This is a genomic window from Acinetobacter sp. 8I-beige (assembly GCF_902505955.1).
Classification (GTDB): domain Bacteria; phylum Pseudomonadota; class Gammaproteobacteria; order Pseudomonadales; family Moraxellaceae; genus Acinetobacter; species Acinetobacter johnsonii.
Genome location: NZ_LR732792.1, coordinates 992,285 through 1,015,463, shown reverse-complemented (window position 1 = coordinate 1,015,463; position 23,179 = coordinate 992,285). Strand labels below are relative to the sequence as shown.

Below are 23,179 nucleotides of genomic sequence, written 5' to 3'. Positions count from 1 at the left end.
TACGAGACTATTTAATGCTATTGTGAGCGCCACTGCAACAGAAAGGTAGCCTGTTCGTGAGCTTTGATCTCAGTGTAATTCCAAATAAAAATATCCTTTTAGCTGTTACGGGCGGTATTGCTGCCTATAAAAGTGCCATTTTGGTTCGCCGTTTAAAAGATGCGGGTTTTCAAGTCCGTGTGGTGATGACCGAAGGTGCGCAGGCTTTTATTACGCCGCTAACTTTTCAAGCTTTGTCGGGCAACCCCGTACATACAGAACTTCTCGACCCTGAAGCCGAAGCGGGCATGGGGCATATTGAGCTGGCACGCTGGGCAGACCTGCTTTTGGTTGCGCCTGCCAGTTGCAACACCATTGCAAAGTTTGCTGCGGGTTTAGCTGATGACTTACTTTCTACTTTATATTTAGCCACCAAAGCCCCTGTATGGGTCGCACCAGCCATGAACCAACAAATGTGGGCAGCAAAAGCGACACAGCGTAATTTAGCGACTTTGGTGGAAGATGGCATGCATGTGATCATGCCAGATGCGGGTGCGCAAGCTTGTGGTGATGTCGGTTTAGGCCGTATGCCTGAGCCTGAGGATTTGGCACATCAAGTGACAGAATACTTCCATAAAGTGCAGCGTGCCATGGCTGAAAAATTTGGGATGTTGGCGGGTAAAAAAGTCACCATTACTGCTGGGCCAACGCGTGAAGCAATTGATCCTGTGCGTTATATTTCCAACCACAGTACCGGAAAAATGGGCTTTGCCATTGCTGCTGCCTGTTATGCGGCAGGAGCCAAAGTAACTTTAATTGCAGGTCCTGTCAGCTTAGACACACCGAACGGTGTACGCCGAATCAATGTTTCATCTGCCATGAAAATGCTGGATACCAGTATGCAAATGTTAGATGAAGGCTGTGATGTGTTTATCGCGACTGCCGCTGTTGCGGACTATCGTGTTGCAGAAGTTGCAGAACATAAGATTAAGAAAGCAGGGGACGAGCTCAATGTTTCTTTAATCAAAAACCCTGATATTGTGGCGACCATTGCACAGCAAGATAAACGCCCGTTCATGGTGGGTTTCGCAGCAGAAACACGTAATGTCGAGGAATATGCCGCAGGTAAATTGGTCGCGAAAAAGCTCGATATGATTGCCTGTAATGATGTGTCACGTCCTGATATTGGTTTTGCTTCTGATGAAAATGCGATGACGGTCTTTTTTGCAGAAAGCTATAAAATGGACAAGCGCGATTTGGAAAAAGCGTCGAAACAAGAAATTGCTTTGCAGTTGGTTGAGGCGATTCATGATGCTTTACATCGAGACCCTGAAAGTGATGATGATTTTTAATTTACATCAGTCTTAATTTTTGCGATATTCAATGCAGCCTTAGGCTGCATTTTTTTTGCAAACTCATAGGAATAAGAATGAAAACATTATTAAAGGTTGTGCTGTTGAGCAGTGGTTTATGTTTGGCAGGACTTGCACAAGCGTCGGAAGTGCTAGAAGGTGCGATGAAATCTTTGGCGAAAAACTCAAAAGCTTTTACTCAAGCCAAGACTGCCACAGAGGCGAATACCGCATTAGCTGAAATGCAAAAAGCCGCGGCAACTGCCAAGCAAAACAAGCCTGATACTTTGGTGAAACAACCAAAAGACAGTGTTAAAGTGAAACAATATGAACAAAAGTTTGATGCATTAACCCAAGAAATTGAACATGCTCAACATTTGGTACAGGCAGGGAAACTTGCGGAAGCTAAACAAAGTTCAGCCAAGTTTGAGGCCATTAAGCAGCAAGGCCATAAAGCATTTAAATAATTCAGTACAATAAAAAAGACCGCAAAAGCGGTCTTTTTTATGTTTGAAGGGCTTAAAGTTTTAAGCTTGACCTTCAACAGCGGCTGCTTGAGCACGCTGCATATTTGCTTCGAACTCAGCATCAAAGTTAATTGGAGTAAGTAACAATTGTGGGAAACTGCCTTTAGTCACCATATCATTCACCGCTTCACGAAGGAACGGGAACAAGATGTTCGGGCAATATGCACCTAAGATGTACGGAAGACGTTCTTCTTCAACACCATCTACAAGGAAAATACCCGCTTGAGTGACATCAACAATAAACGCCGTGTCGCCTGCATTGTTTGCTTGTACAACCACTTTAAGTGAAACTTCGTAGTGAGTTGGATCAACTTTTTCAGCAGAAGATGACAAGTTGATGTTCAACTCTGGTTGCCATTCTTTGGTAAAAACTTGCGCCCCAGGGACTTCAAAAGAAATATCTTTTGTGTAAATACGTTCTAAAGCAAGTTGTGGTTGAGCTTCACTCATTTTCTAATCCTTAATATGCTGAGCTAATTATGCCAATAGTTGGTCGAGTTTACCTTCACGCTCTAAAGCATAAAGTTGATCAAAACCACCAATAAATTGGTCATCAATAAAAATTTGTGGAACCGTACGGTGATTGGTGCGTTGCATCAATTCAATGCGGACTTCTGGCGCTTCTTTAGATAAATTAATTTCTTTATATTCAACGCCTTTACGCTCAAGGAGCTGCTTTGCGCGAACGCAATATGGACATACAGTCGTTGAGTAAATAGTGACTTGAGCCATGAGTTTCTCCTTGTGCGAATTATTTAGCTTTAACCAGTGGTAAGCCTTGAGCCTTCCAGTTGCTAATCCCGCCATCTAAACGATAGCTGTCAGTATGTGCAACTTGTTGTAAAGCGGTACCTGCCACTTGGCCTAAGTTACAGATGAACACGAGTGGACGATCTGCTGCTTTTAACTCTTCAGCATGTTTTGTAATTTGGCTGTAGGGAATGTTGCGACTTCCACTGATATGACCCTCACGGAAATCTTTGGCATCACGTAAGTCAATCAACATGGCATTTTTAGCTTTCACTAAAATACCTAAAGATTGTGGTGAAATTTTGCGACCATTGCGTTGTCCTTCAAGTACGAAAAACAAAACAACCAATACCGCAAGTGTTCCAAATAAGAAGGGGTGATTCCCCATAAACTCGAACCAACGTTCCACAAGTCACCTAAATTACAATTCAAAAATTGCTAGAGAGTATAGCTCATAAAATATGGTGATCAAAATCACCGCTTCAAGGGCTAAGGTTGAATAAAAATTAATTTTTTTGCTGAGCTTCAGCAATTTCATCAATCAGACGTAAATAGCTGTCTAAACGGCGCGTTAAAATTTCACCATTTGCCGCTGCTAAGCGTAAAGCGCATTGTTTTTCATGTTTATGGGTGCAGTTACGGAACTGACAGTAGCCCAACAAGTTTTCAATTTCAGGAAAGCCGCGTTGCACTTTGTCTGCATCTAAGTGCCATAAACCAAACTCACGAATTCCTGGTGAGTCAATCAGCGAGGCGCCTTCGCCAAAACCAATCAAACGGGTAGAGGTCGTGGTGTGCTGCCCTAAGGCTGAGTTTTCAGAAATCACATTGGTTTTTTGTGCAGCGTCAGGCACGATGGCATTAATCAGCGTACTTTTACCAACGCCAGACTGACCGACAAAGGCCACAGTTTCATTTTTTAAACGCTGGGTCAGTGCGGTTAAATCGCCATCGGCTTGTGTTTGCATCACTTCATAGCCTAAGGTTTGATATTCCGCAATCAACGCTAAAATCGGGTCATTGTCTTTGAGCAAATCGGTTTTGTTCAGCACCAAAAGTGCTGGAATGTTGGCATCGGCACAGGCCACCAAATAACGGTCAATCAGACCTGGTGCAGGCTCAGGCAGTGGCGCAAACACAATCACAATCAGGCTGATATTGGCCGCGACAGGTTTTACTTTATGGTAACGGTCTGGACGAGTCAGTAGCGACTGACGTGGCTGTATGGCATTGATGATCCCGAGCCCCGTATTTGGGTCGGCTTGCCATTTGACACGATCACCTGTGACCAGAAGTTCGAGGTTGGTGCGTGTATGACAGCGCCAAATACTGCCCAGTTCAATCGGTTTCCAAAACGGTTCAGGCTCACCTGCTTGTACTGTCGGTTTGATGGGATGTGGATCTGGAGTCGTAAGGGCTTGCACTTCAAGCTGACGGCCGTAGTGTTGTACCACCAAGCCTTCTAAATCATTTGAAGTGTCGATATCTTCTTGACGTGTTTGCTGTTGTTTCTGAATGCGACGTTGTTGCTGTTCAGTTAAACGACGTTTACGAATTAAAGCCATTCATATCCTAAAAAACCATGAATTCAAGATGGCAAAAATAGCACGAAGCAGGGTATCAGTTACAGCATCGAAGCAATTAATTTGCTACTATCATCGTTTTTAAGCCGAATAAGATTGCACATTTATGAGCAGCACCGCTGATACGCGTTTGATTTGGATTGACCTTGAAATGACAGGTCTCGATACTGATAATGACCAAATTATTGAAGTTGCTACAATTGTGACGGATGATAACTTAAATATTTTAGCTGAAGGGCCTGTGCTTGCTGTACATCAGCCAGACCGTGTGCTGAATGCAATGGATGAGTGGAACACCCGTCAACATGGTCAATCGGGCTTAATTGAACGTGTACGTCGCAGTAAATTGACTGCGCAAGATGCGGAGCAGCAAACTTTAGAATTTCTAAAAAAATGGGTCAATCCAAAAAGCTCACCAATGTGTGGCAATTCAATTTGCCAAGACCGCCGTTTTTTACACCGTTTAATGCCTGAAATGGAACAGTATTTCCACTACCGTAATTTAGACGTGTCTTCGGTAAAAGAGTTGGCTAAACGCTGGCGTCCAGAAATTATGAGTGGCTTGAAAAAGAATGCTTCACACTTAGCGATGGATGACATTCGTGATTCGATTGCGGAACTGAAGTATTATCGTGAATACTTTTTTATTATGAATAAATAAGTAGTAAAGAAAGAGGCGCTAGCCTCTTTTTTATTGAAATCGAATAGAATAGAGCTGAGGGTGTTTGTGTAGAAAAAAGAAACACTTTTTTGCTATACAAGTTTAAAACAAGCTTTATGATAAAGTAAATTAATTAAATTATAACAAAGAGTTGAGTTATGCAAAGTAATAACCCTATTTTGAACCGCGTGGAAACACATGCGGACTATAGTCAACCGATGACTGTTCAAGGTGCTATTCAGAAGTCTGTATTACTTACAGTGATTGCAGCTGTGGTCGGTATGGCACTGTTTTTATACTGTTTCATGACCTTAAATATTTCGCTGGCCTATGCTGCAACCTTAGTCGGGGCAATTGGTGGTCTAATTTTAGGCCTGATTGCAACTTTTAAACCAAATACCGCACGTACCCTTGCCATTCCATATGCCTTGTTTGAAGGTGCTTTTTTAGGTGGGGTGTCGGTTATCTTCCAATTGAAATATCCGGGTGTACCTTTACAAGCGTTGTTGGCAACTTTTGTCACCACTTTAGTGATGTTTGGCCTGTATCGTTTTCAAATTATTCGTGCCACTGAAAAATTCAAATCGGTAGTAATGTCTGCATCGATTGCCATCGCGATTGTGTTTGTGGTGCAGATGGTTATGCGTTTGGCTTTTGGTTCAAGCATTCCATTTTTATTTGAAAACAACTTATTAGGCCTAGGTTTTGCCGCTTTTGTTGCAGTGATTGCATCACTGAACTTAATTCTAGATTTTGATTTGATTGAAAGTGCTGCGGCTCAACACGCTCCGAAAGCGATGGAATGGCTGTGTGGTATTGCGCTACTAGCAACTTTGGTGTGGATGTACTATTCATTCCTACGTCTACTCAGCATGCTGCGTGGTGATGACTAATCTCCCTAGTTTTAATAAATACGCCCCTTCATCGGGGCGTATTTGTTATTGAATGTTGATGACTTGAAAAAAGGCGCATTATGCAATTTCGGTTTCAACTTAAACTTGGCATTATGCAGATAAATTATTTTGAGTGAGAGTCACATGGCACAAGGACTATTGGCTGGAAAGCGTTTTTTAGTAGCGGGTATTGCAAGTAAATTATCAATTGCATTTGGTATTGCTCAAGCGCTTCACCGTGAAGGTGCGGAACTTGCGTTTACTTATCCAAATGAAAAACTGAAAAAACGTGTAGATGAATTTGCAGCACAATTTGGCTCAACGATTGTTCTACCATGTGATGTGGCTGTCGATGCTGAAATTGAACAAACTTTTGTTGAATTGGCAAAACATTGGGATGGTTTAGACGGTGTAGTACATTCGATTGGTTTTGCGCCTGCGCATACCTTGGATGGTGACTTTACCGATGTAACGGATCGTGATGGTTTTAAAGTGGCACATGACATCAGTGCATATAGCTTTATTGCTATGGCGCGTGCTGCGAAGCCATTACTTTTAGTTCGTCAAGGTTGCTTATTGACCTTGACTTACCAAGGTTCTGAGCGTGTGATGCCAAACTACAACGTGATGGGTATGGCGAAGGCCTCGCTAGAAGCGGGTGTACGTTACTTGGCTTCAAGCTTGGGTGCAGAAGGGATTCGTGTGAATGCGATTTCAGCAGGCCCAATCCGTACTTTGGCTGCATCAGGTATTAAATCGTTCCGTAAAATGTTAGACGTCAACGAAAAAATTTCACCACTTAAACGTAATGTGACCATTGAAGATGTGGGTAATGCCGCATTATTCCTTTGCTCACCTTGGGCAAATGGTATTACGGGTGAAATCATGTATGTCGATGCAGGTTTCAATACTGTAGGAATGAGTCCAGACTTGATGCTCGATGAGTAATTAGACTGATTCATGTTATATGATAAAGCCGCTTTTATAGCGGCTTTGTTTTCAAAATGGTAGCGAGACTCTAAAAATTATAGCAATATGTTAAGCTCCTAATATTGTTGCTTTAAAGTTAATTTAATTTGTTGTTTTATAAAATAAAAATTTATTAAAACTAAAGAGCTGAAACGTTGATAATCATTTTCAAAAGATTTAAAATTTGATTGAGTTTACAAGAAAAATGTCAACTCATATACTTCATCTAGAGATAGCGCATGGTCACTCTACACACTGAAACACCTTTAGCAAAGGCTATTTTTGAACTATTCAATGATTTGGCTCAATTAATCAAAGACAATCACAGAGACTTAGTTGCTGGTTCAATAACTGCTTATATATTTGGAGGTTGTGCAGTTCACTTGTATACAAATGCACGTGGAAGTAATGATTTAGATGCAGAATTAATCGCTGCAAACAAACTTGATATCAACAGCATAATTTTAGAGCTTGATCCTGTCTATTTTGATGATCCAGAGGCAGGTGAGTCAAGCCTAGATTTTGATATAAATTTTAATATTGGTTTGCCATCCTTAGGTCCTGATTACAAAGAAAATGCTATACCTTTAGTAAGTGAGGACAGTGTATTACATATATTCTTAGTGAGTGCGGTTGATATTGCTGTATCTAAGCTATCTAGATTGGCGGAAGATGATTTAAAAGATATTATTTCACTTTATAAAGCAGAACGTTTTAGTTTAGAAGACTTTCAACGTGTAGCAAGAGATGCTGTGTATTACAGTCCTACGCCTGATAGTTTGCAAAAGAACGTAGACTATGCTATAAGATGCATAGAGGAAGTATGATTATTAATCATCGTAGGTTTGTAACAATGAAACGTACACAAGAAGTTTTTGATAGATTGGTCAGTAGTGAGTTCAGTTTAGTATCTTTTGAAGATGTCAAGACTGTTGCTTTAGCTATGTGGCATGAAAATTTCGTACCTCAAGTGAAACATTTATCTGAATTCTCTGCAAAAGCTGCTGGTTATATAGTAGATAAATTAATGCGCTTTAATTGTGTTTCTCAAGAGCTTAAAGCAAAACTACGAAATGTACTGACAGAACTTAAAGCGAAGTTTAGTTTCACACCAGTTAAAGTCAAAAATTGTGATAAGTTGGCTCAAAACTGGGGGTTAGCAGAAGACCTGAAACAACAAGTTCGAGAACTTCTCGAATATCAAACGAGACACTATAAACATACTTAAGCAATAAATTAAAGCACCTTATGAGGTGCTTTAATTTATGCATATATTACTGCGACTATACAACAATTTATAGCTAAAAATTTTAATGTGATACTCAATTTAATAATTAACTATATTTATAAACATATCGAAAAATATACCTAATCATTTGTCATCTAATATTTTATATGCTAATAAATCCTAGTTTTTGTTGAATTAAAATTCTAAAGATAAAGTCAATAAGCATATAATTTTGAGCTTTCGGGGTAGGTTAAAGCGTGAAAAAAATAACTGTTGTTTTTGGATTAGTCACTCTTCTTTCACTTCAAGGTTGTGCCGCGGTGATGGCGAGTAACCAGCCGCATAAAAAGAATTTGACAGTTTTAGAGGTTGGAAAACACCGTAATTATGTGATTTCTGAATTGGGTGCGCCAGTCACCTCAGAAACCGTTAATGGAGAGTGTAAAGAGATTTATACTTTCAAACAGGGCTACTCAAAAGCAGCCAGAATCAGTCGTACGTTATGGCACACGACTGCGGATATTGCCTCGATTGGTCTATGGGAAGTGATTGGCTCTCCAGCCGAGATGTATTTCGATGGTCAGCAACTTTCGTATGAAGTTGTTTTTGATGACCAAGACAATGTTAAACGTATTCACCAGATCCAGAATAATCCAGATATGGTGAAAGAATAAGAGAACAAAACAATAGCGCTAGGACTATTGTTTTGGTAGTTCTTTTATAGGGCTACCACCGAGTGCTTGCATCAACGTCACATAGGCGTTGTATTGGCTTTGTTTGGTATTGACCAAAGTTAAGCGCGCAGTGCGCGTGGTTTCTTGTTGATCCAATAAGGTTTTTAAAGCCACGGCACCATAGCGATAACGCACTTGGGTCAAACGTTCCACTTTCTCAGCAAGTTCTAAATTCCGCTGTTGCAATTGCACTTGTTGACTCAACTCAGTTCGTGCTGACAATGCATTTTCCACATCGGCAAAGGCTTGGTACAAGGTCTGACGATACTGCACGATAGCTTTTTCATAGTCCAATTGGCTAATCGCAAGGTCGCGTTTCATGTCGTTATATTGCAAGAACGGTAGACTTAAACTTGCGCCTAAGGTTAGGGCAGGGTTTTTGAGCAGTTGCGTGAGCGAGGTACTGCTTGAACCAAGATTCCCAGTCAAACTGATCGAAGGATAATAGCTCGCCGTGGTGGCATCTTTGGTGGTTAAACTCTCTCGTAAACGTAGCTCAGCCGCTTTTAAGTCTGGACGGCGCGACAAAATGTCGGCAGGTAAGCCCGCAGCAATGGTTGGTAAAGCCAATTGTGGTAAACGCTGAGGTTCATCAATACTCAACTGCTGTACAGGCATATGCAGTAACACGGCAATTGTGGTACGGGTCTCGACCAAACTTTGCTGAATTTGACTCAGACTGGCTTTTTGACTTTGTACTGACTGTTCAGCTTGAGTTAAGTCCAATCCTGATACAGCACCAGCTTGATACTGAACTTTAACCAAGTCATAGAGTTTTTGTGAGGTTGCAAGGCTTTGCTCGGCAGTTGTACGGCTTTCATTATAATAGGCCAACTGCCAATATAACTTCGCCGTGGTGCCAATTAAGCTTTGAGCAGTGGCTTGTAAATCTTGCTCAGTCGCTAGTGCTTCCCATCTCTTTGCTTCAGTTTGACGAGCCAATTTACCAAATAAATCGACTTCATAACTTAAGCCAGCACCCAAAGACAGGCCACTTGAGCTGTCATTGCCTGAATTTAAGTCGAACTGATGACCTGTAGATACTGTAGAGCTCACTCGTGGCTTTTGTTGATTCTCAGCCAGTTCTGCTTGTAAGCGCGCTTGTTTTAAGGTCATCCCGGCAATGGCTAAATCGGCATTCTTTGCGAGCACAGCATCGACCAGTTGATTGAGTTGTGCATCACCAAATAACGTCCACCATTGATCGGCATACAAGGCTTGTTGGCGTTGTTGTGATGTTGCTTTGTCGTATTGAAACTGAGTTGGCGTCTGTACTGCTGGTGCTTGATAAGGGGTTTTAACCACAGCTGCACAGCCAACCAAAGTGCTGCCAAGCAGCATCGCGGTACAAAGGCGCGTTAATAAAAAAGGCATATTTTTTCCTTATTCTCTGGCAAGTGCTGCAACAGGGTCGAGTTTGGCTGCATTTTTGGCAGGCAAGAAACCAAACACCACACCAATTAACGTCGAGCATACAAATGCGGCGATAATAGACGTGGTTGAGTAAGCAACCCCGAAATTGCCCCCAGCAAATTTTTGAATGATTTGTCCTAAGCCAAGTGAGAGCAACACGCCTAAAACCCCACCAATCAGGCAGACTAAAATGGCTTCAATCAGGAACTGCTGCAAAATATCACTTTGACGTGCACCCACTGCCATCCGAACCCCAATTTCTTGCGTCCGTTCGGTGACCGAGACCAACATAATATTCATTACACCGATACCACCTACCACCAAAGAAATCACGGCAATTGCAGAAACCAATAGGGTCATGGTACTGGTGGTCTTTTCAATGGTTTGGCGAATACTATCGCTGTTCATGGTGAACACATCTTGTTGACCATGGCGCAAGGTGAGTAAGTTCACAATTGCGTTTTCAGCCGCGCTGGTGGAGTACTTATCGTTGATTTGCACCACGATATTACGCACATTACTTTGACCGAGCATACGACTCATGACCGTGGTGTAGGGCATATAGACATTCAAAGTATCATCGGAACCCATAGCACTGGTTTGTGGTTCGACGACACCAATAATGCGTGCAGGAACACTGCCCAAAAGTACAACTTGCCCAATTGGACTGCTACCATCACTAAAAAACTGTTTTTGTGTATTGGTGTCAATGACCACGTCTTGGGTGCGGTCACGGACGCTCCGCTGGTCAAAGGTTTGTCCATTTTTGAAGGTCAGGCCTTTCACTGTGAAATAATCACCGCCGACACCATTAATGGTGGCATTGGCTTCACTCTGTTGATAGCGAATGGTTTTGGATGAACTCACCATTGGACTAACCGCACTCACATACGGTTGGGTGGCGAGCGCTTCAGCATCGGCAGGAACAAGAGTTTTAAAGTTGGCCGTTTTGGAGTTATCACCAAAACCGCGACCTTGGAACACCGTAATGGTGTTAGTTCCTAAACTACTGATGTTACTTAAAATCTGTTGTTGTGATCCATTTCCCAAAGCCACCACTGTCACGACGGAGGCAATCCCGATAATAATGCCGAGCATGGTCAAAAAGGTTCGCATGCGGTGTGCATTCATGGACAAAAGTGCCATACGAAAGGCTTCACCTAAACGATCAAGCAGAGAACGCCATGCAGAGACACTTTTATTTTTTTCTTGCTGGGCAGAAATCGCAGTTTCTGCATCAGGGTCACTGTGTAGTTCAGTGTCGTGCTCAGGTTGATTGACACGGTCTGCAATGATTTGGCCATCGCTGATCTCGATAATCCGCGAGGCATTTTTCGCCACTTGCATATCGTGGGTGACCAAAATAATGGTATGGCCTGCGGCATTTAACTCACGCAAAATCCGCATCACCTCCACGCCACTATGCGAGTCTAGGGCACCTGTCGGTTCGTCAGCGAGAATGACATCACCGCCATTCATCAACGCACGTGCAATCGAGACACGTTGTTGCTGCCCCCCAGAAAGTTGACTTGGACGGTTTTGAGTTTTATTGCCCAGCCCTAATTCTGTCAGTAAAGCAGTGGCACGTTGTTTACGTGCATACGGTGTTGCCCCTGCATAAACCGCAGGGACTTCAACATTACCTTCTGCGGTTAAGTCGCCTAAAAGGTGGTAACGCTGGAAAATAAAACCAAAATACTCACGACGTAATTCGGCCAATTGATCCGGTTCGAGTTTGCCAGTTTCGCGACCATTGACCTGATAACTCCCAGAGGTCGGGCGGTCGAGACAGCCCAAAATATTCATCAGGGTCGATTTACCTGAACCAGACTGGCCGACAATGGCAACCAATTCACCTTCGTAAATGGTCAGATCAATACCTTTGAGAATTTGGACAGTACTTTCGCCAGCAGGAAACTCTCGCACCAAATTGCTGACTTCAAGCAAGGCTTTTTTGGTCATGCTTACATTCCCATTGGTGGACTGTTACGACGGCGGTTGCTGCTATTGGCAGAAGCGGCAGAGTTCTCCGAACTGTCTGCAATCACCACTTGATCGCCTTCTTTTAAGCCTGCAAGCACTTGTGCATTGACACGGTTATTGATCCCCACCAAAATTTGTTTGGGTTGAGCTGAGCCGTCCGCTTGTAAGACACGAACCACGCTCAGCGTAGCTTTGCCTTCTTTGACCAATTGTTGTTGTGCTGCATTTAAATTTAGACGTTCAAGTCGCGGACCTTGAGGTCGGTCTGAGTCCGATTTGCTTTGTGTCGATGACGCAGCTTGCGTATTTGAACCGCTGTTACGCTTTGCATTTGCAGGACGAGTGGAAATCGCAGAAGAAGGGACTAATAACGCATTTTTTGCAGAATCGAGCACGATGTAGACTTGTGCCGTCATATCAATACGTAGCTTGCCATCATGGTTGGGTACATCAAACAGCGCATTGTAGTAAATTGCAGTGCTGGTTGATGTGCTGGTAGTACTTTCATCTGTAATCGAGTCTGGCGCGGGCTCAACTTGACGTAGGCTAGCATAACGCTTGCTGTCATCACCTAAAGTGGTGAAATAGACCTGTTGGCCTTTTTCAACTTTCATAATGTCCGCTTCACTGACCTGCGCCTTAATGGTCATGTTTTGCAATTTTGCAATTTTAACAATAGTCGGCGCACTTTGATTGGCGTTTACAGTTTGACCTTCCTCAGTCACGATCGCCACCACAGTACCATCAGTAGGTGCCACAATGCGGGTATAACCGATATTGGTTTGTGCGGTCGACTTGGTTACTTTTGCAGATTCAATCTGTGCATCAATCGCTTTAATCTGTGCTTGTGCTGTTTTATAGCTGGCCTCAGCCGATTCTAATTCTGCTTTTGATGTGGCATCTTGCGCATACATTTGTTGTTGACGCTTATATGCCAGTTGCGCCTCATTAAGACTGGCTTCTTGTTGTAGACGCTGCGCTTGCAAATTTTTAATATTGGCTTCTGCTGTTTTGAAGCTGTTTTCTTGAGTGGTTGAATCAATTTGCGCAATCAATTGACCTTGTTTAACTTCATCGCCCAATTGCACATACATTTTCTGTACTTGACCTGAGACCTGTGCGCCGACACTCACCAGTTTGGTTGCATCTAGAGTACCTGTCGCCAATACCGTATTTTCAAGATCACCACGAGTGACAGATTCGCTAATATATTGTGGTTGTTCTTGTTTTGGTTTGAAATATGTCCACGCGACATAAGCAAGTACGGCAACACATAGTACCGCGATAACCATTTTGACAGCTTTTATTTTTTGCATTGGAATCAGGGAGTAAACAGAATTGCAGATAGTATAAAAGCGAAATACGGATAAATCGTGAATTTTTTGAACAAATAGAAATGATTATTATTTTAAAAAGACTCGTTGCGGTAATTTAAGCGGGAAAGAGTGACTTTCCACACAGCGTTGCAATGGCTTGCATCACGACATGTTCAGCATTTTCATGCCCCAAACCTTTAATCGAAGCATCAATGCGAAGCAAGAGACTAGGCCACGTTAAAAAGCACTGCGGATTCAGTCGACGTAAGGCGTGTTGATAGACGCTGACTTTATTCTTCCAAATCCCCAGTTGTAGTGCATTTTGCGGTTGCTCAAACAGTTGCATGAGTAAACGCATTTCTTTACTGATGCTCCACAAAATCAAACTGAGGGGTTCACCTGAGGCAATCAGGTATTGGTAAATTTTAATCGATTGCGCCAGATTGCCTTCGAGCAGAGCATCACTTAAATCGAAAGTACTATAGCGGGACTGATCTTGTAAGCAGGCATGTAAATGATCAATCTGAATCAGCTCAACCTCGGCAAAGGTGTCGCTGACACGCATTAAGCTATTTTTAGCTGCGAGTAAGTTGTGTTCATGGTGTTGTTCTAACCACTGCCATGCATCCTGACTCAGTTTAACCCCAAGCTTATCTGCTTCAATGCTTAAAATCTGCTGACGATCACGCGGATAATTCGCGGTCAGGGCAACATGCACTCCATTGGCTTCAATCGTTTGGAAAAAGCCCGTTTTTAGGCTGGCGCTGTCCTGTTTTGGCATCACCACCAAAAGCAAGTTCTGTTCATTGCTTTGGATATAGCTTTTTAGCAACTTTAAAGCGTTAGCATCGGGCTTAATATTGCCATGAACTTCAATGGCAAGCTGACTTGAAAATAAGGACAAGCTATTGAGCGCATTAAAGACATTTTTCCAGTCATTGACATTGCTAATGTCATGCCGTTGTCGTTCAATCTCTTGCTTTTGCCAACTTGCTCGAAAGGCATCCAGTAAGTTTTGCTCAAGCAATGGTTCTTGACCTTGCATAATCCACGCGCCGCGAGCTTCATCGACACGTTTTAGGGCCTGCAAATAGTCAAGTTTCATTGTTAAACCTTACTGCTGTGCTGGTGGTAAGCGGTTCGAAGAAATCTGACGCACAATTTGCTGCGCGACATCATCCACGATGACTTGATTCAAATAGTTTTTCTCTTGGTCATCGGTGTTGACGGTTTCAACGTTGTATTGATAACTACGCGTTGCAACTACGGTTCGTGGTTCAGTCAGCGCACGGCCTTGCGCATCTTCGATACGGAAGGTGACATTGAGGCGTAGTAATACTTCAATCAGTTTGCCGTTCAGCTCTAAACGCTGTGGTTTATAGTCTAGCACGCGAAGCACATAGGCATCTGATCCACTGCTCAGCTGTACACCTGACGCACCCAAATAAATGGCCAATTTTTCATGCAGTTCATCGGTGTTCTTCGGAAGCACCAAATTCATTTTTGAATAAGCAATCGGTGTTGCGCTTGGATTGGTGCCTTTTAAATGAAAGCCACACCCGACCAAGCCAGCACTTAGGCCACAAGTTAAAACAATAGCTGCCAAACGTTTGCCTAAATGCATGTGTTGTCCTCTGTTTGCTCTTTTTGATAAAAGAAAAATAATATGTCGTGATTGTATGTGCAAAGCCCGTTGACTGGCAACGGGCTTTGTTTGGGTTTTGTTTATCGTTTTCAGTTCCTTCTCCCTTAGGGGTGAGGGGAATTTACCTCTCCCTAGCCCTCTCCTTGAAGGAGAGGGCACTTAAGAAGGAGTTTTAAAGCTTTTTAAACCACCAAATTCACTAATTTATTTGGCACCACAATTTCTTTCTTGGTTGGACCTGTCAAGAATTGTTGAACTTCTGGTAATGCTTTAGCCAGTGCAAGCAATTCATCTTTCGATGTATCGACAGACACTTCTAATTTGCCACGCAGTTTACCATTCACTTGAACCACAATCGTTTGCGTATTACGTGTGAGTGCAGATTCATCTACAGTCGGGAACAATACACTGGTTAAGTCCAGTCCAAATTCAGCCAATAAAGTCTGGCTTAAATGTGGTGCAAATGGCGCAAGTAAAGTTAAAAGCGTTGTAATCGATTCACGAGCAACCGCAACATCATTATCATTTTTCGCTTCAAACTTATTGTTCGCATTTAACAGTTCCATCATTGCTGCAATAGCCGTGTTAAAGGCATGGCGGCGTTCGATGTCATCACCCACTTTTTGAATGGTTTCATGCGTTTTACGACGTAAGTCTTGTGCTTCTGTAGACAGTTGAGCAGTATCAATTGCAGAGGCTGCATTGCCTTTTTCAAGGAAGCTGGCAACCAAACGCCATACACGTTTCAAGAAACGGTTTGCGCCTTCTACACCTGCATCAGACCATTCAAGTGATTGATCTGGTGGAGCTGCAAACATCATGAACACACGTGCCGTATCTGCACCGTACTGATCAATAATAGCTTGTGGGTCGATACCGTTATTTTTCGATTTCGACATTTTCTCTTGGCCGCCAACAATCACGTCCTGACCATCACCTTGGTATTTCGCAGACAGAATACGACCTTTTTCATCACGTTCGAGGTCGATATCCGCAGGGTTAAACCAAGTTTTCTTGCCTGACTCAGCTTCACGGTAATAAGTGTCTGCCAAAACCATACCTTGAGTTAACAGGTTGGTAAATGGTTCATTACCTTGTACTACACCTTCATCACGCATCAATTTGTGGAAGAAGCGTGCATAAAGTAAGTGCAGAATCGCGTGTTCAACACCACCGATGTATTGGTTTACAGGAAGCCATGTTTGAGCAGCTTCAGGCTTAACTAAACCATCAGTAAAATCAGGGGATGCATAACGTGCATAGTACCAAGATGATTCTACAAAGGTGTCCAAGGTATCGGTTTCACGACGTGCATCGCCACCACAACTTGGGCATTTGGTTTCGTAGAATTCAGGCATCTTGTTCAATGGGTTACCCGAGCCATCAGGTACGACATCAGTTGGTAAGACCACTGGAAGTTGCTCTTCAGGTACAGGAACCTGACCACATTTTTCACAGTTGATCATTGGAATTGGGCAGCCCCAATAACGTTGACGCGATACACCCCAGTCACGTAAACGGAACTGAACTTTCGTACTTGCAAGAGTTGTTGGTTCTAATTTTGCCAAGAACGCATCATAAGCAGCTTGGAAGTCTAAACCGTCAAATTCTGCTGAATTGACCAATTTACCTTCTTTAGAGCCGTACCATTCTTGCCATTGTGCAGCATCAAAGTCTGCATCGTCTGCACCTTGAGCATCAATCACTTGTTTAATGGTTAAGCCGTATTTATTGGCAAATTCAAAATCACGTTCGTCGTGTGCAGGTACAGCCATCACAGCGCCAGAGCCATAAGACATCAACACGTAGTTGGCAATCCAAACAGGAATTTCTTCGCCAGTGACAGGATGCTTCACAGACAGACCTGTTGCCATGCCTTTCTTTTCAGCAGTGGCAAGGTCAGCTTCAGCCACAGAACCCATACGGCATTCTTCAATAAATGCCTTAAGTTCAGCATTGTTTTCCGCAGCTTTCAGCGCCATTGGATGTTCTGCTGCAACTGCAACATAAGTCACACCCATTAAGGTGTCAGCACGTGTAGTGAATACAGTAAGGCCGTCTGCGTAAATTTCAGGATTCGCTGACGGGAAGGTGATATCCATTCCTTGTGAGCGACCAATCCAGTTACGTTGCATGGTCAAGACTTGTTGTGGCCAACCGTCTTTTAAGGTATTTAAATCGTCTAATAATTCTTGCGCATAGTCAGTAATGCGGAAGTAATACATTGGAATATCACGTTTTTCAACCAATGCACCTGAACGCCAGCCACGACCATTTTCAACTTGTTCATTGGCCAGTACCGTCTGATCCACAGGATCCCAGTTTACTGTTGAAAGTTTACGGTAAATAAGGCCTTTTTTATAAAGTTGCACGAACAACCACTGTTCCCAGCGGTAGTATTCAGGGGTACACGTTGCAAATTCACGATCCCAATCAACTGATAGACCTAATTTTTTTAATTGGTCACGCATATATGCGATGTTTTCAAAGGTCCATTTTGCAGGTGCAACTTGGTGTGCAATCGCAGCGTTTTCAGCAGGTAAACCAAAAGCATCCCAACCCATAGGTTGTAGGACGGTTTCACCCTTGAGGCGGTGGAAACGGCTGATGACATCACCAATGGTGTAGTTACGCACATGACCCATATGCAGTTTGCCACTTGGATAAGGGAACATCGAGAGGATATAACGATGTGGACCTTCTACAGAGTCGGCAACTTTAAAGGCTTTACGAGCTTCCCAGTCTTGTTGGACGGTAGGTTCAATCGCGCTCGCTTGATATTCAGGGTCAATGTGAGTAGTCATATACGTATGTAGAACAATGGTTAAAAAGTTTGTTGCACAGCATAGCGCAAAATGCACCTAAAAGTGAATTTTGCGCTATGTTTTGTGCAGGAAATTAAAGAGGCTGAAAATTAATCTGGAACCGTAAGGAATGATTAAACCGCAGGGCGGACTTGTTGGCCTTGTTGAAGTGCTTCATTCGCTTCACGTCGTTGATTTTCTAACTCAACCGCTGGTGCTGCTGGGGCAGCGCTTGGTACAGCATTGGGGGGAGCTGGTACGGTATTTGGCATATTGGCAGGTGGAGGTGCTTCCGATGACGCAGCTTGTGGCGAATTTTTCCAACCATAGGTATCGACTTTGCCTTTTTTCTTTGCTGTTTTAGGTGGAGGCGTCGTGGTGTAATGTGTCGAGCCTTGATTATCGACCCACTTATAATAAGTTTTAGCAAAGCTTTGTGTGCTGCCCATTGCAAGCCCCATCCCCACCAAACATGCTGCCATTCTTGCAAACTGAATACTCATCTACCATTGTCCTTTTTATATCCGTAGTCATTGGATTTTATCGGGTTTATCGTTGTCGGTATTTTATGCCAATTTTAGAACAATAAGCATTGTTTGATGCGTTTTTCATCTGAGTTTTTTGAAATATTTTGCAGGTCAAATCCTCAGTTTAACGTGTGAAATATGCGTTATGGCACAGTATGAAAATAAGAAGGTTATGCTAAAACCTGATGTATAAATGCTGATCTATATTTAAAACTGAAAAAATCTGAGATAGATGTTGGATTTAAATTTGGGTGAATATCTTATTAAACTTATTTATGGGTTTTATTATGTTTTTTTATTAATAAATTCAGTGAAATAGAAATCTATTTGTTTTTGCACTAAAAAACCAAGAAAAAGCAGCTCAGTTTTCTTTGTCCGTGATGAATAAAAAACAAACGCTCTGTAAATAAACAAAAAAAAGCTAATTTTTAAACTTGACTTTAGTCACGAAACTCCTAAAAATGCTGTCTTTAGTTTTATATGCCTTTACTCGATCACCCTTCGATAAAGTGTCATTTCATGCAATGGACACGCTTTCTAGCCGAGACCGTGAACAAAGTAAAAAAATGTGTTTATCCCAACACGTTTTAGATCTCATATTGCTCAAACAGCATACAGATCAGAATTTTTTCCTATTGCTATGAAAACTAAGAAATATGTGTGCTATAACAGTGCAGACAATCAATGAATGAAACACTGCTGGTGCCTTCCACCATTGCAGTGATAAAGATTAGGGTGAATCACGTTGGAACTTTTATCTGGTGGTGAAATGCTCGTTCGCGCATTGGCGGACGAAGGCGTTGAACATGTATTTGGATACCCAGGCGGCGCAGTTTTACATATCTACGACGCGTTCTTTCAACAAGACAAAATCAATCATTACCTCGTGCGCCATGAACAAGCTGCTGGTCATATGGCAGATGCTTACTCACGCGTAACAGGTAAGACGGGTGTGGTCCTCGTGACTTCAGGTCCGGGTGCAACCAATACTGTGACTCCAATTGCAACGGCTTATATGGACTCAATCCCAATGGTGATTTTGTCCGGTCAGGTTGCGTCACATTTAATTGGTGAAGATGCATTCCAAGAAACAGATATGGTCGGTATTTCTCGTCCGATCGTAAAACATAGTTTCCAAGTGCGCCATGCCAGCGAAATTCCTTCGATTATTAAGAAGGCATTTTATATTGCAGCTTCTGGTCGTCCGGGTCCAGTTGTGGTCGATATTCCAAAAGATGCAACTAATCCTGCTGAGAAATTTGCTTACGAATACCCAGAAAAAGTGAAGATGCGTTCGTATCAACCACCGCATCGTGGTCACTCAGGTCAAATTCGTAAAGCGATTGAAGAGCTGATTCACGCTAAACGTCCTGTGATTTATTCAGGCGGTGGTGTGGTTCAAGGTAATGCTTCTGCACAGTTAACTGAATTGGCGCATATTTTGGGCTTCCCAGTCACCAATACCTTGATGGGGCTTGGTGCATTTCCTGGCAATGATCCGCAGTTTATTGGCATGTTGGGTATGCATGGTACGTATGAAGCGAATATGACCATGCACAATGCTGATGTTATTTTGTGTATCGGTGCGCGTTTCGATGACCGTGTAACCAATAATCCAGCAAAATTCTGTCCAAATGCCAAAGTGATTCATATTGATATCGATCCTGCGACGATTTCAAAAACCATCATGGCGCATATCCCGATCGTGGGTGCGGTAGAACCTGTCCTTCAAGAAATGTTGACACAGTTGAAACAAATGAATGTGTCTAAACCAAATCCTGAAGACATGGCTGCTTGGTGGGCGCAAATCAATGAATGGCGTAAAGTTCACGGCATGCGTTATGAGTCAGGTGCAAATGGGGTAATGAAACCACAACAAGTGGTGGAAGCACTGGATAAAATCACCAATGGTGATGCGATCATTACTTCTGACGTAGGCCAGCATCAAATGTTTGGTGCGAACTATTACAAGTATAAACGTCCACGCCAATGGATTAACTCAGGTGGCCTTGGCACCATGGGTGTGGGTTTACCCTATGCGATGGCGGCGAAATTGGCTTTCCCTGACCAACAAGTGGTGTGTATCACAGGTGAAGCATCGATTCAGATGTGTATCCAAGAGCTTTCGACGTGTAAGCAATATGGCCTAAACGTAAAAATCCTCTGCTTGAATAACCAAGCTTTAGGGATGGTGAAGCAGTGGCAAGATATGAACTATGAGGGACGTCACTCAAGTTCTTACATTGATTCATTGCCTGACTTTCCTAAATTAATGGAAGCATATGGTCACGTTGGTATCCAAATTGACCATGCGGATGAGCTAGAGTCGAAGCTTGCTGAAGCAATGGCGATCAACGATAAATGCGTATTTATTAATGTGATGGTTGACCGTACAGAGCATGTTTATCCAATGCTTATTGCAGGTCAGTCAATGCAAGATATGTGGTTAGGTAAAGGGGAGCGCACGTCATGAGACACATTATCTCTGTACTTGTAGAAAACGAAGCTGGTGCGCTTTCTCGTTTGGTGGGTTTATTCTCTCAACGTGGTTATAACATTGAGACTTTAAACGTTGCGCCAACCGAAGATCCAACCTTATCTCGTTTGACATTAACGACTTATGGCGATGATCATAAAATTGAACAAATCACCAAACAGCTCAACAAATTGGTTGAAGTGGTGAAAGTGGTTGATTTGTCTGAAGGTGCGCACATTGAACGTGAGTTGATGTTGATTAAAGTCAAATCACTTGGCTCGGCACGTGCTGAAATCAAACGAACTGCGGACATTTTCCGTGCGCAAATTGTTGATGTCACCCCAACGACGTATACCATTCAAATCGCGGGTACGACTGAAAAAATTGATGGTTTTATTGATGCACTCGCAGAGAACACCATCCTTGAAGTTGTACGCTCAGGTGTTTCAGGCATCGCGCGTGGCGAAAAAGTTTTAACCATTTAATTCATTAACACGATTCAACCTCCTTTTGAGAAAGAGGAGGATTTCATCAAACAATAAACCCCTTGATGGAATTACAGAATACCAAGCATTTTAGCGGAGACAGCAATGCAAATTTTTTACGATAAAGACTGCGACTTATCTATCATCCAATCTAAGAAAGTAGCGATCATTGGTTACGGTTCACAAGGTCACGCGCACGCGCTTAACCTTAAAGATTCTGGTGTAGACGTAACTGTTGGTTTACGTGCAGGTTCTACTTCTTGGAAAAAAGCTGAAAATTCAGGTCTTAAAGTTGCTGAAGTTCCTGCTGCAGTTGCTCAAGCTGACGTTGTCATGATCTTGACTCCAGATGAGTTCCAATCACAACTTTATCGTGACGTGATTGAGCCAAACATCAAAGAAGGTGCAACATTAGCATTTGCTCATGGTTTCTCTGTTCTTTATAACCAAGTTGTTCCACGTGCTGATCTTGACGTAATCATGGTTGCACCAAAAGCACCAGGTCATACAGTACGTTCTGAATACCAACGTGGTTCGGGTGTTCCTGACTTAATCGCGATTCATCAAGATGCGTCTGGTAATGCACGTAACCTAGCACTTTCTTATGCTTCTGGTGTAGGTGGTGGTCGTACAGGTATTATCGAGACTTCATTCCGTGAAGAAACTGAAACTGACTTATTTGGTGAGCAAGCAGTTCTTTGTGGTGGTGCAGTAGAACTTGTGAAAATGGGCTTTGAAACTTTAGTCGAAGCAGGTTATGCACCTGAAATGGCTTACTTCGAATGCTTACACGAACTTAAGTTAATCGTTGACTTGATGTTTGAAGGCGGTATCGCGGACATGAACTATTCAGTGTCAAACAACGCTGAATATGGCGAATATGTAACTGGCGTTGAAGTAATCAACGAACAGTCTCGTGAAGCGATGCGTAATGCACTTAAACGTATCCAATCTGGTGAATACGCAAAGATGTTCATTAACGAAGGTGCGTTGAACTACCCATCAATGACTGCGCGTCGTCGTCAAAACGCAGCGCATGGCATTGAAGTAACTGGTGGTAAGTTGCGTGCGATGATGCCTTGGATTCAAGCAAACAAGATCGTAGATAAAGAGAAGAACTAAGGTTACGTTACGTGCCTTTAAAAATGGGAAAGCAATGCTTTCCCATTTTTTTCGTACCTTGGATTCAAGCGAACAAAATCGTAGACAAAGAAAAGAACTAAGTTTCTGATCTAGCTAATTTTAAGTAATAAAACCCTGCTTTGGCAGGGTTTTTTATTAATCTACTACCAGTTTGTTATGTAGGGCAAACCTATTGACTAAAAAGCTGTGAGTACAAATGGGATGCTGATATGGATATTGCTACACAGCTATAAGTTGATCTTACCCGTGTTCAAAATCGTTATATGGAATCAATGAGAATTCCATTTCAGTGCTAGATGTATGGCAGCGTATATTGTAAAAACTGTTGGATTAATAACGTATCCGTGGGCTTTATTGCAATAAATGAAACTCTCAGAAAAGTGTACTTATCATTATGTTTGGATTTTTAGAGTGAGCTTTAGTTTTTTAAAATAGTGGGTCATGTAAATTTAAGGCTTGATTATGTGATTTTAGTCATATTGTTCAATCACTGAAATTGGGTAAATAGCATGTGAATAAACTTTGGATTTTAGCAAGATGATCGACATGAATTGGAAAATTGATGGAAATATAAAGTAAAAAAAAGATGAAAAATGAATTTTTCAGCGATTTAAGAAATTATTTAATTGAAAATGTAATGAAATGTAAAAATAAATTTCTAATATAAAACAGAGATCTATTTAAAATATAAAAAAGCACTAAAATGGAGCA

General features: G+C 42.4%; 22 protein-coding genes. 11 read left to right on the top strand and 11 right to left on the bottom strand.

Annotated features, from left to right (window positions below):
* Positions 1-56 precede the first annotated feature (56 nt).
* The gene (gene coaBC, locus GVX98_RS15195; protein ID WP_004983463.1) at positions 57-1,331 is read left to right on the top strand and encodes a bifunctional phosphopantothenoylcysteine decarboxylase/phosphopantothenate--cysteine ligase CoaBC; all 1,275 of its coding nucleotides are present in this window, start codon (positions 57-59) and stop codon (positions 1,329-1,331) included.
* A gap of 77 nt (positions 1,332-1,408) precedes the next feature.
* On the top strand, positions 1,409-1,798 hold the full coding sequence (locus GVX98_RS15190) for a cytochrome b562 (RefSeq protein WP_159128536.1): 390 nt from the start codon (positions 1,409-1,411) through the stop codon (positions 1,796-1,798).
* A 60-nt stretch (positions 1,799-1,858) separates the two neighbouring features.
* On the opposite strand, the gene secB is transcribed toward GVX98_RS15190, so the two are convergent.
* The 4 genes from secB to rsgA form a co-directional block, all read right to left on the bottom strand.
* Positions 1,859-2,308: a protein-export chaperone SecB gene (gene secB / locus GVX98_RS15185; protein WP_004697631.1), complete on the bottom strand. Its 450-nt coding sequence runs from the start codon at positions 2,306-2,308 to the stop codon at positions 1,859-1,861.
* 27 nt (positions 2,309-2,335) lie between these two features.
* Positions 2,336-2,590: a glutaredoxin 3 gene (gene grxC / locus GVX98_RS15180; protein ID WP_004697632.1), complete on the bottom strand. Its 255-nt coding sequence runs from the start codon at positions 2,588-2,590 to the stop codon at positions 2,336-2,338.
* Positions 2,591-2,609: 19 nt separating this feature from the next.
* Positions 2,610-3,017 (bottom strand): rhodanese-like domain-containing protein, encoded by a 408-nt coding sequence (locus GVX98_RS15175; RefSeq protein ID WP_004697633.1) that lies wholly within the window; start codon positions 3,015-3,017, stop codon positions 2,610-2,612.
* A 97-nt stretch (positions 3,018-3,114) separates the two neighbouring features.
* Positions 3,115-4,173, bottom strand: a complete 1,059-nt coding sequence (gene rsgA, locus GVX98_RS15170) for a ribosome small subunit-dependent GTPase A (protein WP_114392671.1) — start codon at positions 4,171-4,173, stop codon at positions 3,115-3,117.
* Between the two features lie 124 nt (positions 4,174-4,297).
* On the opposite strand from rsgA, the gene orn reads away from it, so the two are divergent.
* The 6 genes from orn to GVX98_RS15140 all read left to right on the top strand — a co-directional run bounded on the left by orn (position 4,298) and on the right by GVX98_RS15140 (position 8,616).
* On the top strand, positions 4,298-4,852 hold the full coding sequence (gene orn / locus GVX98_RS15165; RefSeq protein ID WP_004697635.1) for an oligoribonuclease: 555 nt from the start codon (positions 4,298-4,300) through the stop codon (positions 4,850-4,852).
* Between the two features lie 158 nt (positions 4,853-5,010).
* A complete protein-coding gene (locus tag GVX98_RS15160) occupies positions 5,011-5,745 on the top strand; it encodes a Bax inhibitor-1/YccA family protein (RefSeq protein ID WP_004697636.1) in 735 nt (244 codons plus the stop codon).
* A gap of 144 nt (positions 5,746-5,889) precedes the next feature.
* Complete coding sequence (locus GVX98_RS15155) at positions 5,890-6,693, top strand: enoyl-ACP reductase (RefSeq protein ID WP_004983469.1); 804 nt, start codon at positions 5,890-5,892, stop codon at positions 6,691-6,693.
* Between the two features lie 260 nt (positions 6,694-6,953).
* Entirely contained in the window at positions 6,954-7,541 is a 588-nt protein-coding gene (locus tag GVX98_RS15150) for a DUF6036 family nucleotidyltransferase (RefSeq protein ID WP_004983475.1), read from the top strand.
* Between the two features lie 26 nt (positions 7,542-7,567).
* The gene (locus GVX98_RS15145) at positions 7,568-7,942 is read left to right on the top strand and encodes a hypothetical protein (protein WP_212749327.1); all 375 of its coding nucleotides are present in this window, start codon (positions 7,568-7,570) and stop codon (positions 7,940-7,942) included.
* A 257-nt stretch (positions 7,943-8,199) separates the two neighbouring features.
* On the top strand, positions 8,200-8,616 hold the full coding sequence (locus GVX98_RS15140; protein WP_159128535.1) for a hypothetical protein: 417 nt from the start codon (positions 8,200-8,202) through the stop codon (positions 8,614-8,616).
* A gap of 24 nt (positions 8,617-8,640) precedes the next feature.
* On the opposite strand, the gene GVX98_RS15135 is transcribed toward GVX98_RS15140, so the two are convergent.
* From GVX98_RS15135 to GVX98_RS15105, 7 genes are all read right to left on the bottom strand, one after another.
* Positions 8,641-10,050 (bottom strand): efflux transporter outer membrane subunit, encoded by a 1,410-nt coding sequence (locus GVX98_RS15135; protein WP_159128534.1) that lies wholly within the window; start codon positions 10,048-10,050, stop codon positions 8,641-8,643.
* Between the two features lie 9 nt (positions 10,051-10,059).
* Entirely contained in the window at positions 10,060-12,051 is a 1,992-nt protein-coding gene (locus tag GVX98_RS15130; protein WP_058870313.1) for a MacB family efflux pump subunit, read from the bottom strand.
* Between the two features lie 2 nt (positions 12,052-12,053).
* Complete coding sequence (locus GVX98_RS15125) at positions 12,054-13,388, bottom strand: MacA family efflux pump subunit (RefSeq protein WP_078388512.1); 1,335 nt, start codon at positions 13,386-13,388, stop codon at positions 12,054-12,056.
* Between the two features lie 115 nt (positions 13,389-13,503).
* Positions 13,504-14,493, bottom strand: coding sequence for a DNA polymerase III subunit delta (gene holA / locus GVX98_RS15120; RefSeq protein WP_159128533.1), 990 nt, complete (start codon positions 14,491-14,493; stop codon positions 13,504-13,506).
* A gap of 9 nt (positions 14,494-14,502) precedes the next feature.
* Positions 14,503-15,012: an LPS assembly lipoprotein LptE gene (gene lptE / locus GVX98_RS15115; protein WP_004983482.1), complete on the bottom strand. Its 510-nt coding sequence runs from the start codon at positions 15,010-15,012 to the stop codon at positions 14,503-14,505.
* Positions 15,013-15,215: 203 nt separating this feature from the next.
* Positions 15,216-17,837, bottom strand: coding sequence for a leucine--tRNA ligase (gene leuS / locus GVX98_RS15110; RefSeq protein ID WP_159128532.1), 2,622 nt, complete (start codon positions 17,835-17,837; stop codon positions 15,216-15,218).
* Positions 17,838-17,971: 134 nt separating this feature from the next.
* Complete coding sequence (locus GVX98_RS15105; protein WP_004983489.1) at positions 17,972-18,340, bottom strand: DUF4124 domain-containing protein; 369 nt, start codon at positions 18,338-18,340, stop codon at positions 17,972-17,974.
* A 769-nt stretch (positions 18,341-19,109) separates the two neighbouring features.
* Between GVX98_RS15105 and GVX98_RS15100 the strand changes: the two genes are divergently transcribed.
* From GVX98_RS15100 to ilvC, 3 genes are all read left to right on the top strand, one after another.
* Positions 19,110-20,837, top strand: a complete 1,728-nt coding sequence (locus tag GVX98_RS15100) for an acetolactate synthase 3 large subunit (RefSeq protein WP_058870307.1) — start codon at positions 19,110-19,112, stop codon at positions 20,835-20,837.
* Positions 20,834-21,325 carry an acetolactate synthase small subunit gene (gene ilvN, locus GVX98_RS15095; RefSeq protein ID WP_004697653.1) on the top strand — a complete coding sequence of 164 codons (492 nt, stop codon included), beginning with the start codon at positions 20,834-20,836 and terminating at the stop codon, positions 21,323-21,325. The genes GVX98_RS15100 and ilvN overlap by 4 nt, the downstream gene beginning before the upstream one ends.
* Before the next feature lie 105 nt (positions 21,326-21,430).
* Positions 21,431-22,447, top strand: a complete 1,017-nt coding sequence (gene ilvC, locus GVX98_RS15090) for a ketol-acid reductoisomerase (RefSeq protein WP_004983494.1) — start codon at positions 21,431-21,433, stop codon at positions 22,445-22,447.
* Positions 22,448-23,179 lie beyond the last annotated feature (732 nt).

Bases quoted from the DNA above. Each gene is read 5' to 3' on its own strand.
- GVX98_RS15190 (WP_159128536.1), top strand. From the start codon at position 1,409: ATGAAAACATTATTAAAGGTTGTGCTGTTGAGCAGTGGTTTATGTTTG.
- secB (WP_004697631.1), bottom strand. From the start codon at position 2,308: ATGAGTGAAGCTCAACCACAACTTGCTTTAGAACGTATTTACACAAAA.
- grxC (WP_004697632.1), bottom strand. From the start codon at position 2,590: ATGGCTCAAGTCACTATTTACTCAACGACTGTATGTCCATATTGCGTT.
- rsgA (WP_114392671.1), bottom strand. From the start codon at position 4,173: ATGGCTTTAATTCGTAAACGTCGTTTAACTGAACAGCAACAACGTCGC.
- orn (WP_004697635.1), top strand. From the start codon at position 4,298: ATGAGCAGCACCGCTGATACGCGTTTGATTTGGATTGACCTTGAAATG.
- GVX98_RS15160 (WP_004697636.1), top strand. From the start codon at position 5,011: ATGCAAAGTAATAACCCTATTTTGAACCGCGTGGAAACACATGCGGAC.
- GVX98_RS15155 (WP_004983469.1), top strand. From the start codon at position 5,890: ATGGCACAAGGACTATTGGCTGGAAAGCGTTTTTTAGTAGCGGGTATT.
- GVX98_RS15150 (WP_004983475.1), top strand. From the start codon at position 6,954: ATGGTCACTCTACACACTGAAACACCTTTAGCAAAGGCTATTTTTGAA.
- GVX98_RS15145 (WP_212749327.1), top strand. From the start codon at position 7,568: ATGAAACGTACACAAGAAGTTTTTGATAGATTGGTCAGTAGTGAGTTC.
- GVX98_RS15135 (WP_159128534.1), bottom strand. From the start codon at position 10,050: ATGCCTTTTTTATTAACGCGCCTTTGTACCGCGATGCTGCTTGGCAGC.
- GVX98_RS15130 (WP_058870313.1), bottom strand. From the start codon at position 12,051: ATGACCAAAAAAGCCTTGCTTGAAGTCAGCAATTTGGTGCGAGAGTTT.
- GVX98_RS15125 (WP_078388512.1), bottom strand. From the start codon at position 13,388: ATGCAAAAAATAAAAGCTGTCAAAATGGTTATCGCGGTACTATGTGTT.
- holA (WP_159128533.1), bottom strand. From the start codon at position 14,493: ATGAAACTTGACTATTTGCAGGCCCTAAAACGTGTCGATGAAGCTCGC.
- lptE (WP_004983482.1), bottom strand. From the start codon at position 15,012: ATGCATTTAGGCAAACGTTTGGCAGCTATTGTTTTAACTTGTGGCCTA.
- leuS (WP_159128532.1), bottom strand. From the start codon at position 17,837: ATGACTACTCACATTGACCCTGAATATCAAGCGAGCGCGATTGAACCT.
- GVX98_RS15105 (WP_004983489.1), bottom strand. From the start codon at position 18,340: ATGAGTATTCAGTTTGCAAGAATGGCAGCATGTTTGGTGGGGATGGGG.
- ilvN (WP_004697653.1), top strand. From the start codon at position 20,834: ATGAGACACATTATCTCTGTACTTGTAGAAAACGAAGCTGGTGCGCTT.
- ilvC (WP_004983494.1), top strand. From the start codon at position 21,431: ATGCAAATTTTTTACGATAAAGACTGCGACTTATCTATCATCCAATCT.